This window comes from Thioclava sp. NS-SX20, assembly GCF_057380695.1.
This window is the reverse complement of the sequence record NZ_CM170816.1, coordinates 563,015-576,883: the sequence shown is the minus strand read 5'-3', so window position 1 is coordinate 576,883 and position 13,869 is coordinate 563,015. Positions and strand designations below refer to the sequence as shown.

14 protein-coding genes are annotated in these 13,869 nt (G+C 59.1%); 5 read left to right on the top strand and 9 right to left on the bottom strand.

What is annotated here, in order from left to right; translation table 11 throughout:
• Nucleotides 1-97: 97 nt before the first annotated feature.
• Nucleotides 98-1,105, bottom strand: a complete 1,008-nt coding sequence (locus AC2ISB_RS02910) for a TraB/GumN family protein (RefSeq protein ID WP_486576047.1) — start codon at nucleotides 1,103-1,105, stop codon at nucleotides 98-100.
• Between the two features lie 233 nt (nucleotides 1,106-1,338).
• Here AC2ISB_RS02910 and groES point away from each other — a divergent pair, with 233 nt between their 5' ends.
• From groES to AC2ISB_RS02895, 3 genes are all read left to right on the top strand, one after another.
• Nucleotides 1,339-1,626, top strand: coding sequence for a co-chaperone GroES (groES, locus tag AC2ISB_RS02905; protein WP_339109315.1), 288 nt, complete (start codon nucleotides 1,339-1,341; stop codon nucleotides 1,624-1,626).
• 58 nt (nucleotides 1,627-1,684) lie between these two features.
• Nucleotides 1,685-3,334 (top strand): chaperonin GroEL, encoded by a 1,650-nt coding sequence (groL, locus tag AC2ISB_RS02900; protein ID WP_339109314.1) that lies wholly within the window; start codon nucleotides 1,685-1,687, stop codon nucleotides 3,332-3,334.
• A 298-nt stretch (nucleotides 3,335-3,632) separates the two neighbouring features.
• A complete protein-coding gene (locus AC2ISB_RS02895; protein ID WP_406720457.1) occupies nucleotides 3,633-4,865 on the top strand; it encodes a sensor domain-containing phosphodiesterase in 1,233 nt (410 codons plus the stop codon).
• A gap of 10 nt (nucleotides 4,866-4,875) precedes the next feature.
• On the opposite strand, the gene AC2ISB_RS02890 is transcribed toward AC2ISB_RS02895, so the two are convergent.
• From AC2ISB_RS02890 to AC2ISB_RS02860, 7 genes are all read right to left on the bottom strand, one after another.
• Nucleotides 4,876-5,226 (bottom strand): H-type lectin domain-containing protein, encoded by a 351-nt coding sequence (locus tag AC2ISB_RS02890; protein ID WP_339109312.1) that lies wholly within the window; start codon nucleotides 5,224-5,226, stop codon nucleotides 4,876-4,878.
• A gap of 96 nt (nucleotides 5,227-5,322) precedes the next feature.
• On the bottom strand, nucleotides 5,323-5,721 hold the full coding sequence (locus AC2ISB_RS02885; protein ID WP_339109311.1) for a F0F1 ATP synthase subunit epsilon: 399 nt from the start codon (nucleotides 5,719-5,721) through the stop codon (nucleotides 5,323-5,325).
• An 11-nt stretch (nucleotides 5,722-5,732) separates the two neighbouring features.
• Complete coding sequence (gene atpD / locus AC2ISB_RS02880) at nucleotides 5,733-7,151, bottom strand: F0F1 ATP synthase subunit beta (RefSeq protein ID WP_339109310.1); 1,419 nt, start codon at nucleotides 7,149-7,151, stop codon at nucleotides 5,733-5,735.
• A 22-nt stretch (nucleotides 7,152-7,173) separates the two neighbouring features.
• Complete coding sequence (locus AC2ISB_RS02875) at nucleotides 7,174-8,052, bottom strand: F0F1 ATP synthase subunit gamma (protein ID WP_339109309.1); 879 nt, start codon at nucleotides 8,050-8,052, stop codon at nucleotides 7,174-7,176.
• Between the two features lie 21 nt (nucleotides 8,053-8,073).
• Nucleotides 8,074-9,603: a F0F1 ATP synthase subunit alpha gene (gene atpA, locus AC2ISB_RS02870; RefSeq protein WP_486576042.1), complete on the bottom strand. Its 1,530-nt coding sequence runs from the start codon at nucleotides 9,601-9,603 to the stop codon at nucleotides 8,074-8,076.
• On the bottom strand, nucleotides 9,603-10,163 hold the full coding sequence (locus tag AC2ISB_RS02865) for a F0F1 ATP synthase subunit delta (protein ID WP_339109307.1): 561 nt from the start codon (nucleotides 10,161-10,163) through the stop codon (nucleotides 9,603-9,605). The genes atpA and AC2ISB_RS02865 overlap by 1 nt, the downstream gene beginning before the upstream one ends.
• A gap of 311 nt (nucleotides 10,164-10,474) precedes the next feature.
• Complete coding sequence (locus tag AC2ISB_RS02860; protein WP_339109306.1) at nucleotides 10,475-11,290, bottom strand: class I SAM-dependent methyltransferase; 816 nt, start codon at nucleotides 11,288-11,290, stop codon at nucleotides 10,475-10,477.
• A gap of 62 nt (nucleotides 11,291-11,352) precedes the next feature.
• On the opposite strand from AC2ISB_RS02860, the gene gloB reads away from it, so the two are divergent.
• Nucleotides 11,353-12,123: a hydroxyacylglutathione hydrolase gene (gene gloB, locus AC2ISB_RS02855; protein WP_339109305.1), complete on the top strand. Its 771-nt coding sequence runs from the start codon at nucleotides 11,353-11,355 to the stop codon at nucleotides 12,121-12,123.
• Here gloB and AC2ISB_RS02850 read toward each other — a convergent pair.
• Nucleotides 12,120-13,424: a chloride channel protein gene (locus tag AC2ISB_RS02850; protein WP_406720454.1), complete on the bottom strand. Its 1,305-nt coding sequence runs from the start codon at nucleotides 13,422-13,424 to the stop codon at nucleotides 12,120-12,122. The two genes, gloB and AC2ISB_RS02850, sit on opposite strands and share 4 nt — an antisense overlap.
• Before the next feature lie 38 nt (nucleotides 13,425-13,462).
• On the opposite strand from AC2ISB_RS02850, the gene AC2ISB_RS02845 reads away from it, so the two are divergent.
• Nucleotides 13,463-13,858, top strand: coding sequence for a hypothetical protein (locus AC2ISB_RS02845; RefSeq protein WP_486576039.1), 396 nt, complete (start codon nucleotides 13,463-13,465; stop codon nucleotides 13,856-13,858).
• Nucleotides 13,859-13,869 lie beyond the last annotated feature (11 nt).

The window sequence follows — 13,869 nt, the reverse complement described above, 5'->3', positions numbered from 1 at the left end:
TTCCTCGGATTTGAATGACTTTGGGCAATGTCTTAGACGCTGGATTAACACTTGTCACCTAGCAGCGATGGCTTATGGCACCTATCGGCAGGCGGCGCTAGAAGCCCAGCTTCCGCATTTGCGGCGAAACCTTCCAGCCATCGCGCTCCAGAAGTGCCAGCACCCCGTCCTCGCCCACCATATGCAGCGCACCGGCAGCAACCATGATCGGGCCTTTCGCAGCCGCCTCTTCGATCTCGGGCACCCATGTCCGATTGCGCCCGGCAATCAAAAGCGAATGGGTCAGCGCCAGTTGCCGCTCGACCTCTGCCGGTGGATCACCGCGCTCCAAGGCCTGCTGGCGTTCGAATTCCCAGATCAGCTGCACTTCGCCGCGCGCGTAAAGATCGGCCATCGTGGCCATCGTGGCATCACCATCCTCGGTGGCCGCCAAAGTCGATTGCAACATGGCAATGGCGTCTTCTTGCGACAGCCCGTCCATCACCCGAAACAGCGTATCATAAGGCTCAAGCGCCACAATCGGCACGTGCTGTCTGGTCGCTTCGGCGATCAGCCGCTTGTCCACCCCGCCTTGGCCCGCCTGCAATGCCTCGATCATACAGCGTGGCATCGCCAGTGTGATCATGACGAATGCCGGTTGCATCTTGGCCAGAAGTGGCCCCGGAATGCCGCGGTCTTTCCCCGCCTTGCGCAGGGCCTGCCAATCGGCTTCCGGCAGGATATCGGGCAGGGTCTTGTCTGTCATGAACATCAGATCGGTCCGCTCGGCCATAGCCTTCTGCAAGGCCGCCTCTTCGTCAGGCCCCGCCTCGACATAAAGCGCCTTCACCCGCCCGAATTCGGCCTGCACCTCCTGCAACAAGGCGATGTGACGCGAATCCGGCACGTGATTGGTGCCGATCAGCAAAATGGACTGCCGCCCCTTGGTGGCGCGCCACACAAGCCCCTGACCATGCGTCACGGCATGCGCCCGTTCCAGCATCGTGGCACGGACTTCACGGGGCAGCGCGTCAAAAAGATTTACGCCAGAACAGGCCGCATGTGACGCGACCGGCCCGAAGAGACTGCCCAGAAGCATGGCCGAGCGCAGGATTTTACGTAGCATCTTCAAACTCTTCCCCAGTTGCGACACCAGTGTATCGCAGCGCGCGGCCAATACCAGCCCGAAGATCGGCCATCCGGCCAGACAAGAGCCAACGCTCGGTTTTAAAGATTGACGCAAAAAATTCCGCGACGGGGTGTTGACATGTTCGGGGGGCAATGCCTAACTCCGGCATCGTTAGCACTCACCAACAGCGAGTGCTAAAAGCAACAACACAGATTTTGGGAGTGACCCAGATGGCATTCAAACCGCTTCATGACCGTGTTCTGGTCAAGCGCGTCGAGAGCGAAGAAAAGACCAAAGGCGGCCTGATCATCCCCGACAGCGCAAAAGAGAAGCCGGCAGAAGGCGAAATCGTTTCCGTGGGCGAAGGCGCACGTAAGGATTCGGGCGAGCTGATCGCACCCTCCGTCAAAGCAGGCGATCGCGTCCTGTTCGGCAAATGGTCGGGCACCGAGATCACGCTGGAAGGCGTTGAGTACCTGATCATGAAAGAATCCGACATCATGGGCATCATCGCGTAAGTCCAAGGACTTACCTGAACCCTGATTTCAAGAAATTCCAGTCAAGGAGCCAAAGAATATGGCAGCCAAGGACGTAAAATTCGGCACCGACGCACGCAATCGCATGCTCAAGGGTGTCAACATCCTCGCAGACGCAGTCAAAGTGACGCTGGGCCCGAAAGGCCGTAACGTCGTTCTCGACAAATCCTTCGGCGCACCGCGCATCACCAAAGACGGTGTTTCGGTCGCAAAAGAGATCGAACTCGAAGACAAGTTCGAGAACATGGGCGCGCAAATGGTGAAGGAAGTCGCTTCCCGCACCAATGACGAAGCAGGCGACGGCACCACCACCGCGACCGTTCTCGCACAAGCCATCGTTCGCGAAGGCATGAAAGCTGTCGCAGCGGGCATGAACCCGATGGACCTCAAGCGCGGCATCGACCAAGCGACCTCCAAGGTTGTCGAAGCAATCAAAGCCGCGTCGCGTCCGGTTGCGGATTCCGACGAGGTTGCACAGGTTGGCACCATCTCGGCCAATAACGAAGCCACCATCGGCCGCTTCATTGCAGACGCAATGCAGAAAGTCGGCAATGACGGCGTGATCACCGTCGAAGAAAACAAAGGTATGGAGACCGAGGTCGAAGTCGTCGAAGGTATGCAATTCGACCGCGGCTACCTGTCCCCCTACTTCGCGACCAATGGCGACAAAATGGTTGCCGAGCTGGAAGACTGCCTCATCCTGCTTCACGAGAAAAAACTCTCGTCGCTGCAGCCGATGGTCCCGCTGCTGGAGCAAGTCATCCAGTCGCAAAAACCGCTTCTCATCATCGCAGAAGACGTCGAAGGCGAAGCACTGGCGACCCTCGTGGTCAACAAGCTGCGCGGCGGCCTGAAAATTGCGGCTGTCAAAGCTCCGGGCTTCGGTGATCGCCGTAAGGCCATGCTGCAGGACATCGCGATCCTGACCGGCGGTCAGGTGATCTCGGAAGATCTGGGCATGAAGCTGGAAAGCGTCGGCATGGACATGCTGGGCACCGCGAAAAAAGTCACGATCACCAAAGACAACACCACCATCGTGGACGGTGCTGGCGACAAGGCGGAGATCGAGGCACGCGTTGGCCAGATCCGCACGCAAATCGAGGAAACCACCTCGGATTACGACCGCGAGAAGCTGCAAGAGCGTGTTGCGAAACTCGCAGGCGGTGTGGCAGTGATCCGCGTTGGCGGCCTGACCGAAGTCGAAGTGAAAGAGCGCAAAGACCGCGTTGATGACGCACTGAACGCAACCCGCGCCGCTGTCCAAGAGGGCATCGTTGTGGGGGGTGGTGTTGCTCTGATCCAAGGCGCGAAATCGCTTGAAGGCGTGACCGGCGCGAATGCCGATGTCGATGCGGGTATCGCAATCGTCCGTCGCGCACTGGAAGCTCCGCTGCGTCAGATCGCTGAGAACGCAGGTGTTGACGGCGCGGTTGTCGCTGGCAAGATCCGTGAATCGAGCGACCTCAAGTTCGGCTTCAACGCACAGACCGAAGAATATGGCGACATGTTCTCCTTCGGCGTTATCGATCCGGCAAAGGTCACCCGCACCGCGCTGGAAGACGCAGCCTCGATCGCAGGCCTGCTGATCACCACCGAAGCAATGGTTGCCGACAAGCCCGCAAAAGAAGGCGCAGGCGCGCCGGATATGGGCGGCATGGGCGGCATGGGTGGCATGGGCGGCATGATGTAATCATCCGCTTTCCATCCTTGGAAACGAAAAGGGTGCCTTCGGGCACCCTTTTTGCATTCATGCGATGCGGCGGGCCGCTTTTCCCCGAGGATGGGCGGCGCGCGCAATGAAGAGGCGAACAGACGTGGAACATTTCGCCCGAAACAGGCCTTTGTGCAACGTCTTCACAAATTCAGATAATTCGAAACGAAAATTCACAATCAGCGGTTGCTCGCCCATCATTCCTCTATTACGAATCGGTTAATAGGGAATTGTTTACCTTATAGAGTAACTGGTGGGCTCCGATGCAGGGTCTGATATGAATGCTGATTTCACCTCGGTATTGAACCGATCGAAACATCAAACGATCCGCGAAGCCGTCGTGGACACGCTCAAAGAGTCGTTGAGCGCGTTACGCGACTATCTTGGCATGGAAACCATCTTCGTGTCGGAAATTGAGGACGGGCGCTTGTGGTTTCTGACCGTTGATGAGGCCACCCCGTTTCTGAAGCCGCTGATCCCCGGTAATGGCCTGCCCCTCAACGACACGCTTTGCTATTGGGTCTGCAACGACATCCTGCCGCATATCATCCAGTCCCGCGATCCGATCATGGAGACCGTGCGCCATCTTCGCGACGACGAGAACTTCGATATCGGGATCCATGTCTCTTTTCCGATCCACATCCACCCGGGTCTGCCCTTCGGCACCATCTGCTGTTTCTCAAGAAAGGAACGCCCGCCGCTGACCGATGTAGAGCTGAGAATGTTCCGCACGATGGCCGAAATGATTTCCGCCAATCTGCGCTTGCATGCGAAGATCTCCGGACTTGACGAGCCGCTCTGCGAGGATCTGGCGCAAACCCTCCGCAAGCCTGCAATCAGCCCTGTCTTCCAGCCCATCAAACGGTTCGAGGACGGGCATATCATCGGCTATGAGGGGCTGTCGCGTTTTCAGGAAATGCCACAGCACAGCCCGCAAGACATGTTCGCTTTGGCGCAGAATTACGGCATGGGACCAAAGCTGGAGCTGAACGCCGCAAACTGCATCCTTGACGAGGCCGAGCGTCTGAACCTCACCAGCCTGATCAGCATCAACCATTCGCCGGACAGCCTTCTGGCCCCGTCACTGCAAAGCCGCTTCGAAGCCTATCTGGAAGGAAATGCCCAGCGTGCACTTGCTGTGGAGATTTCGGAACAAGCGGTCATTCAGGATTTCGCACGGCTTGGGCGGCGGTTGGATGCCTTACGGGCGCTCGGCGTCAAGATCGCGCTTGATGATGTCGGACAAGGCAATGCAGGGCTGGCCCATATCCTTGCGCTGAAACCCGATCTGATCAAGCTCGATCGTGTGATCGTCGCCGAGCTGGCCAATCGAAAGGAAAACCGCGCGATGGTCAGTGCGCTATTGCAGTTTTCGAAAGAGACCGGTTGCGAGCTGATTGCGGAAGGGATCGAGACCGAAGACGAGAAAGCGATCCTGATGGATCTTGGTGTGAAATACGGTCAGGGCTTCTATCTGGGACGCCCGGCCCCACTGCCCCGCCAGCATTAAGCACGACGCCTCAATAAACATCCCAGTCGTCATCATGACGCACAGGACCGATGGCAAGCCAGTCGGCGCGCACCCGTGCCACCTTGCTATCCCCCCATGTCCGGAACACGATCACAAAGCCTTCGGTGGTGATCATATCCGCCGAGATATCCATACGCGGATTATGCTGCTGATCGATATCCCACATCGAAAGCGTGACCTGAACTTTGGGAGGCATCGCATAGGCCTCGTCAAAATTCACCACGCGGCGCAATTCGCGCGGGCCGGTGCCCGTCCACATTTTGCCGCCATCCTGATAGTCCGAAAAAAGCACCAAGGTCCCTTGGCCGATGCCAACCTGTTGTGCGTCAATTTTCAGCATCAAGCCGCTCCATCCGTCTTTCAACCCGACCATATACCGATAAAGTAAAAAAAAGCCCCACAAATTTGTGGGGCTCTTTCTGTGATGTGTCCGGAATTAACCGAGCATATGTGCCCCGAGGGCTTCCATGTCGGCAAGCATCTTCGCGGTCATCTCGGCAACCGAAGGAGTTGCCTCCGCATGTGCCTTGCGCGCTTCGTCAACGAGTTGCGCGGCAATCTCTGCCGTGAACTCTGCCGCAGGAAGGGCACGCTCGGCCAGAACGGCAATACCGTCTTGCGAGATCTCGGCAAAGCCGCCAGTGACGGCATAGCTTTCTTCCCCCGCTTCAGACACGATCGTCAGCTTGCCGGGGCGCAGCGAGGTAATGACGGGCGCGTGGCCCGGCATGACCGTCATGTCGCCTTCGGCACCCGGAACGAGAACCTGCGTGGCTTGAACGGAAGCGAGCTTCCGTTCGGGGGCCACGAGATCGGCTTGCATCGTATTGGCCATGAGCCGCCTCCTTACGCGTTCGCCGCGAGTTTCTCGGCTTTGGCTTTCACTTCTTCGATGCCGCCAACCATGTAGAAGGCTGCTTCCGGCAGGTGGTCATATTCGCCAGCGACAACGGCCTTGAAGGACGAAATCGTGTCTTCCAGCGGAACCTGAACACCGTCCGAGCCGGTGAAGACTTTTGCCACGTCGAACGGCTGCGAGAGGAAGCGCTGGATCTTACGTGCGCGTTGCACGGTGATCTTATCTTCTTCCGACAGTTCGTCCATACCGAGGATCGCGATGATATCTTGCAGCGATTTGTAGCGTTGCAGGATGTTTTGCACGTCGCGCGCCACTTTATAGTGCTCTTCGCCGAGGATCTGCGGATCCATCATGCGCGAGGAGCTGTCGAGCGGGTCAACGGCGGGGTAGATCCCCAGTTCCGAGATCGCGCGCGACAGAACGGTGGTTGCGTCGAGGTGGGCGAAGGTGGTTGCCGGCGCGGGGTCGGTCAAGTCGTCCGCAGGAACGTAGACGGCCTGGATCGAGGTGATCGAGCCCTTCTTCGTCGAGGTGATGCGTTCCTGCATCGCGCCCATATCGGTGGCCAGCGTCGGCTGGTAGCCCACGGCCGAAGGGATACGACCCAGAAGGGCCGACACTTCCGAACCGGCTTGGGTGAAGCGGAAGATGTTGTCCACGAAGAACAGAACGTCCGAACCCGAGCTGTCGCGGAATTGCTCTGCGATGGTCAGACCGGTCAGGGCGATGCGCGAACGTGCCCCCGGAGGCTCGTTCATCTGGCCGTAGACCAGTGCCACTTTCGATTCCGACAGGTTATCGGGAACGATAACGCCGGATTCGATCATTTCGTGATAGAGGTCGTTCCCTTCACGGGTCCGCTCGCCAACACCTGCGAACACCGAGAAGCCCGAGTGCACTTTTGCGATGTTGTTGATCAGTTCCATGATCAGAACGGTTTTACCCACGCCTGCACCACCGAACAGACCGATCTTACCACCCTTTGCGTAGGGCGCGAGAAGGTCGATCACCTTGATGCCGGTCACAAGAACGGCGCTCTCGGTCGATTGCTCGGAGAATTCCGGAGCGGGCTGGTGGATCGCGCGGACTTCGTCTTTCGCGACTTCGCCTTTTTCATCAACCGGCTCGCCGATGACGTTCAGGATACGGCCGAGGGTCGGCGCGCCAACCGGCACCGAGATCGGTGCGCCGGTATCGGTCACGCCCGCGCCGCGGACCAGACCTTCGGTCGAGTCCATCGCGATGGTGCGAACGGTGCCCTGACCGAGGTGCTGTGCAACCTCCAGAACGAGGCGGTTGCCGTTGTTGGTGGTCTCGAGCGCATTGAGGATTTCGGGCAGGCCGTCTTCGAACTGAACGTCCACGACGGCGCCGATGACCTGCGTCACTTTGCCATGCTTTGCCATTGGTGTGTTTTCTCCGGTTCGGTCAGAGCGCCTCAGCGCCCGAAATAATTTCCGTAAGCTCGGTGGTGATTGCGGCCTGGCGGGAACGGTTGAATTCCACGGTCAGGTCGTCGATCATATCGCCGGCGTTGCGCGTTGCGTTGTCCATTGCGGACATCCGTGCGCCTTGCTCCGATGCAGCATTTTCCAGAAGCGCCGTGAAGATCTGCGTTGCCACACCACGCGGCAGCAGGTCATGCAGGATCGCTTCTTCGCTGGGCTCGTAGTCATAGACTGCCGAAGCGCCAGTTGCATCTTCCGGTGCGTCGAAGGTTGCGGGGATGATCTGATGCGCCGTCGGGATCTGGGCGATCACCGACTGGAAGCGCGAATAGAAGATCGTCGCAACATCGAACTCGCCTGCGTCAAAGCGGGCAAGCACGTTCTTCGCAATGGATTGCGCGTCGACATAACGCAGGTTCTTCACCCCCGACAGATCGACGTGATCGATGAACAGATCACCAAGCTCGCGGCGCATCGAATCGCGGCCTTTCTTGCCGACGGTGATGATTTTCACCGTCTTGCCTTCGGCCTTGAGCTTATGCGCTGCTTGCTTTGCCTTCTTGGCGATATTGACGTTGAAGCCGCCACACAGGCCGCGTTCCGCCGTCATCACCACCAGAAGATGCACCTGCTGCGAACCCGTCCCGGCCAGAAGCCGGGGCGCGCTATCAGAGCCGCCCACCGAGGCGGCCAGCGATGACATCACAGCGTTCATGCGCTCGGCGAAGGGCCGTGCGCTTTCGGCTGCTTCCTGGGCGCGGCGCAATTTTGCTGCCGCGACCATTTGCATCGCCTTCGTGATCTTACGAGTGTTCTTGACACTCGCGATCCGGTTTTTGAGGTCCTTAAGGCTGGGCATATCCCTATCCTTCCGGGCCGCTTACGCGAACGTCTTTGCGTATGCTTCGATGGCTGCTTTCAGCTTGTCAGCTGCTTCGCCCTTGATCTTGGGATCGTCGTTGGTGATCCAGTCAAGCACGTCTTTCTTGGACGAACGCAGGAAGGTCACCAGACCGGCTTCCCAGCGGGTCACATCCTTCACGTCGACCTTGTCGAGGAACCCGTGGGTCCCTGCGAAGATCACAGCAACGATCTCGGCATTGGTCAGCGGCGAATATTGCGGCTGTTTCATCAGCTCGGTCAGACGCGCACCACGGTTCAGAAGCTTCTGGGTCGCAGCGTCGAGGTCGGAACCGAACTGGGCGAAGGCGGCCATCTCGCGGTATTGCGCGAGTTCCAGCTTCACGGCACCAGCCACCGATTTCATCGAGTTGGTCTGAGCGGACGACCCCACACGCGACACCGACAGACCGGTGTTCACAGCAGGGCGGATGCCTTGGTAGAACAGGTCGGTTTCAAGGAAGATCTGGCCGTCGGTGATCGAGATCACGTTGGTCGGGATGTAGGCACCCACGTCACCCGCTTGGGTTTCGATCACCGGCAGAGCGGTCAGCGAACCAAGACCGAACTCTTCGTTCATCTTGGCCGAACGCTCCAGCAGGCGCGAGTGAAGATAGAACACGTCGCCCGGGAAGGCTTCACGCCCCGGCGGACGACGCAGCAGCAGCGACATCTGACGGTAGGCCACAGCCTGCTTGGTGAGGTCATCATAGATGATCAGCGCGTGCTTGCCGTTGTCGCGGTAGTATTCGGCCATTGCGGTTGCCGCATAGGGAGCCAGATACTGCATCGGCGCGGGGTCCGAAGCGGTTGCCGCGATCACGGTGGTGTAAGCCATCGCGCCCGCTTCTTCGAGCTTTTTCACCAGCTGGGCAACAGTCGAACGCTTCTGACCGATAGCCACATAGAAGCAGTGCAGCGCGTTTGCCGGATCTGCGTCATTGTAGACTTTCTGGTTCAGGATGGTGTCGAGCGCGATTGCGGTCTTACCGGTCTGACGGTCGCCGATGATAAGTTCACGCTGGCCACGGCCGATCGGGATCATCGCGTCAACGGATTTGATACCGGTTGCCATCGGCTCGTGAACCGATTTACGCGGGATGATGCCCGGCGCTTTGACATCGGCCACACGGCGCTCGGTCGCCTCGATCGGGCCTTTGCCGTCGAGCGGGTTGCCGAGGGCGTCCACAACGCGACCCAGAAGCGCGTCACCTGCAGGCACGTCAACGATGGCGTTGGTGCGCTTGACGGTGTCACCTTCCTTGATGTCACGGTCGGAGCCGAAGATAACGATACCGACATTGTCGGTTTCGAGGTTGAGCGCCATGCCACGGATGCCGCCCGGGAATTCGACCATCTCACCGGCTTGGACGTTGTCCAGACCATAAACGCGGGCAATGCCGTCGCCTACGGAAAGAACACGGCCGACTTCGGCGACCTGGGCATCCTGCCCGAAATTCTTGATCTGCTCCTTGAGGATCGCAGAGATCTCAGATGCCTGGATACCCATTATCCAACCTCTTTCATGCTATTCTGGAGGGAAGCGAGCTGCGAGCGGATCGAGGTATCGACCATGCGCGAGCCCAGCTTGACGATCATGCCACCGATGAGGGTCTCATCGACTGCAATGTTCAGCTTAACGGTTTTACCCGTCTTTGCCGCAAGGGCGTCGGCCAGTTTGGCTTGCTGCTCTTGGGACAGTTCGGTTGCAGAGGTCACATCTGCGGTGACCTCGCCTTTTGCTTCCGCGATCATCGCGCTCAGAGCGCGCAGCAATGCGGGCAGAATGAACAGGCGGCGCTTTTGTGCCATAAGACCCAGCGTGTGGATCATCGTCGCGCTCAGCCCCATCGACTTACCGATGGCCTCGATCGCGGCGTCCTGCTGGTCACGCGTATAGATCGGGCTGTTGATCAGGTCTTGCAGATCGGCGCTCTCAGCAAGCGCGGCCTCCAAGGCATCGACCTCAGCCTTCAGCGTATCAAGCTGACCGGAGTCTTTGGAAATCTCAAAAACCGCCGTTGCATAACGGTCGGCAATGCCTGCGGAAATTGAAGCTGGTTCGGACACGGCCACCCTTCCGATGTTAATCCTCCACCCGTAGCCCCCCGCCCCTAAACGGACCGGAAGGCAACAACCGGAGATCTCCTCAGGGCGCGCCCACGCTCGCCCTCGTTTCGGTAGCAGGATGTAACAGAGCCGCCCCCCACCCGCAACCTTCTTGCGCACTAAGCCGTGAACATAGCCGACAGATTTCGCCTGTTTTTTTGGCTGAGGGCGCTACCATTAACAAGTTCGGCCAAGTCAAGACGCCTATTCGTCATATTTTAATACCAAATACACAAATAGCGGGCCGAATCTGCGTCAATTTGCCCCAGCCCCTAGTGATCCGTCAGACGATGATGTGTAACATTGCCGCCGCGCCCGTGGTTGATCCGCCATGACGGCTCTGTCGCGGGCTTGGCTGCGCCTTCCAGAATGGAGAGCGGCCGCCGCACCCTTGCGCCCAAGCCCGGCTTGCGTGGCTGGGTGACCTGTTTGGACACCTCCAGCATCACGACCCCCGCCGCGAGCAGGCCGGAAATCTTCTGCCCGACCCCTTCCCACATCTGCGCCGAACGCAGCCAGAATCGCCGGTGCGATGGCGGGATATAAAGCGCCGCAGTGTGGCGTTCAGGGACAAACCCGTTGCGCCGCGCCAGATTATCAAGTTGCGACAAGGTATAGGGTTTTCCGAACCCGAACGGCGTTGTCTCGCGCGGGGCCCAAAGCCCCGCACGGTTGGGCACAATCAGCAGCGCCCGCCCTCCGGGCCCCATGACACGCCAGCATTCCTCCAACAGGTCATTGGCATTGTCGGACTGCTCGATGGCATGCATGACCACGAGACGGTCCACCAGACCGGTCTCCAGCGGCCATTGCAGTTCTTCGGTCAGCACCGAGACATTCGGCTCGCCTGCGGGCCACGGCATCACCCCCTGCGGCGCAGGCATCAGCGAAATCACCCGCCGCGCATTCTCCAGATAGGGACGCAGAAGCGGAGCGGTAAAGCCGAAGCCCGCAACCGTGCGCCCGGTAGCCCCTGCCCCGTCGGCAGGCCAGATCGCCAGCACCTGATCGCGCAGCGCCCGTTGTGCCACCCGTCCCAACTGGGTCCGGTAATAGAAATTTCGCAGATCAAGCACATCTACATGCATTGCAGCTTTTGTCCTATTCGGCTTAGCCTGCCCTAAACATAGTGAAGGTTCTCGAAAACGCCATGACCATCGAACTGTCGATCATCCCCTGCCGTAGCGACAATTACGCCTATATCGTCAAAGACGCGCCAACCGGTGCCGTGACGCTGGTCGATGCGCCCGAGGCCGCGCCGATCCTCGAAGCTCTCAAGGTTGCGGGGGTAAAACTGGATGGAATCCTGTTGACCCACCACCATGAGGATCACATCGCGGGCGTGGCTGAAATTCGCGCCCGCACCGGTGCCAAGGTCATCGGAGCGGCCGCCGATGCCCATCGCCTGCCGCCGCTGGATGTGGCGCTTGAACCGGGCAACCAGATCCAGATCGGATCGGACGCGGTGCAGGTGCTGGATGTGCCGGGCCATACCGTCGGGCATCTGGCCTATTATTTTCCGCAATCCGGCATGGTATTCACCGGAGACAGCCTGATGAGCTGGGGCTGCGGACGCCTGTTCGAAGGCTCGCCCGAGCAGATGCTGGCCAGCCTGCGCCGCCTCGCGGCCCTGCCCGATGGCATCATCGTCTGTTCGGGGCATGAATATACCGAAGCCAATGGACGCTTCGCCCTGCATCTCGAACCCGACAACCCCGCGCTGAAGTCCCGCATGCGCGAGACCCTGACCCGCCGCAATCGGGGCGAGCCAAGCGTGCCCTCGACCCTTGCGCTGGAAAAAGCCACCAACCCGTTCCTGCGCGCCGATGATCCGGATCTGAAGGCCGCCCTCGGACTTCCGTCAACGGCCTCCGCACTTGATGTCTTTACCAAGGCGCGGCAGGCCAAAGACCAGTTCTAAGCTTTTGCGGCGCCTTCGGGGGCCGCATCGGTATCGGTCTCGCGCGCGGCCTGCGCCTTGGCGCGCCGCAGACGCAACGCATCCGCAATGAAAAACCGTGCCAAGGTACCATAAAGCGGTTCGGGCGACACAAAGCGCGCGGTCCCGTAGCCGATCATCGACGCTGCCATGACCGGCACGATATTGCTATGGCTGCCCGTCATTTCGACGATAATCACGAAAGCCGTCATCGGGGATTGCACAACCCCCGCAAAATACCCCGCCATCCCGAGGATGGATGCAAGTCCGACATTTGTCCCCATAATCAAGGCAATAGAAGACCCAAGCCCGGCACCGACCGCGAGAGACGGTGCAAAAAGACCGCCCGGAATCCCCGAAACGGTGGCCGCGACGGTGGCAATCAGCTTGGCAAAGAAGAACGTCAGCGGCAGGGCTTCGCCCTCGATCGAGGCCCGCGCCTCGCCATAGCCAGTCCCGAAGGTCGAGCCCGCATAAACATAGCCGATCACCGCCGTGATAATCCCGCAGATCAACGCCTGCAGAAGCGAGCGGCGAAAGGCGTTGCCATTGGCTTTCCAGCGACGGATACGCCGCGTGATATTGATCACCAGACGCGAGAAGAGCGCGCCGAACAACCCGCCGGTCACGCCACAAACGAGCACCAGACCGAGATCGCGCGGCAATTCGCCAATCGAGTCAGAAATCCCGAAATAGGTATAGTTTCCCAGCAGACTGAGGGAGGCGATACCGGCGATGATCACCGCCGACAACACCACACCATTCGTACGCGACTGGTAGCTGCGGCTCATCTCTTCGATCGCGAACACGATGCCCGCCAGCGGCGTGTTGAACGCAGCCGCGATCCCGGCGGCCGACCCCGCCAAAATCAGACCGCGTGAATGGGCCATCCCGCCCAGACTGGCCGATTGCAACATGATGGCCGAACCGATCTGCACCGTTGGCCCCTCACGGCCAATGGACCCGCCCGAGAAGAGCCCCAGAATGGTCAATAGAATCTTCCCGAACACCATCTTCAACGACAAGAGCTTCGCGCGCTCTCCCGGTTCGGTAAGGGTCTGGGCGGCGATCGCCTGCGGAATGCCCGACCCGGACGTGCCCGGAAAAAGGGTCAGGGCCAGATAGGCACATAACAGAAACCCAAGCGGGGTGATGATCAGGGGCAACCAGTTCCGGCCCGCATCGACCGTAAGCCCGCGAAACAGCTCTTGGGCGTAATCGGCAGCGGTCGCAAAACCCACCGAAATCACACCAATCGCGATAGCCCCGAGCCAGAAAATCAAGCGCGATTTCCACAATCTGCGCGAGGACACCATAGCCCGTGACCGCCGCAACATTGCATTTCGAGAAATTTTATATCTGCGCATATTTTAAACCTTTGGGCTCCCCCGCCTCCCTAGTGCCGCAGCCTCTCCGGTTTCAAGTCTCAATCTCTTCGAAAAGCCGGTACGAATTGTCGCAATCAAGCTTATTTTTAGCTGACTTCCGGAAAAAGGAGAAACTCCGCCGGTTTTGCCGTTCCGTCAGAAAATCCGAATCTCGCAACCGCACGGCCCCGATCTTGCATCTGCCTATTTTTTTAGCACAACTTGTCGTAATTTTGTCGCAAATTTTCGACAGCGGATTGAAATCGCTGGCGCAAAAGGCCAGTTTGCAAGGCAAGCCACGTGAAAGATCTTTCTGGTTACCTTCTGTTTACTTTTCCAGCGGAGCCTGAAACTTAACTGG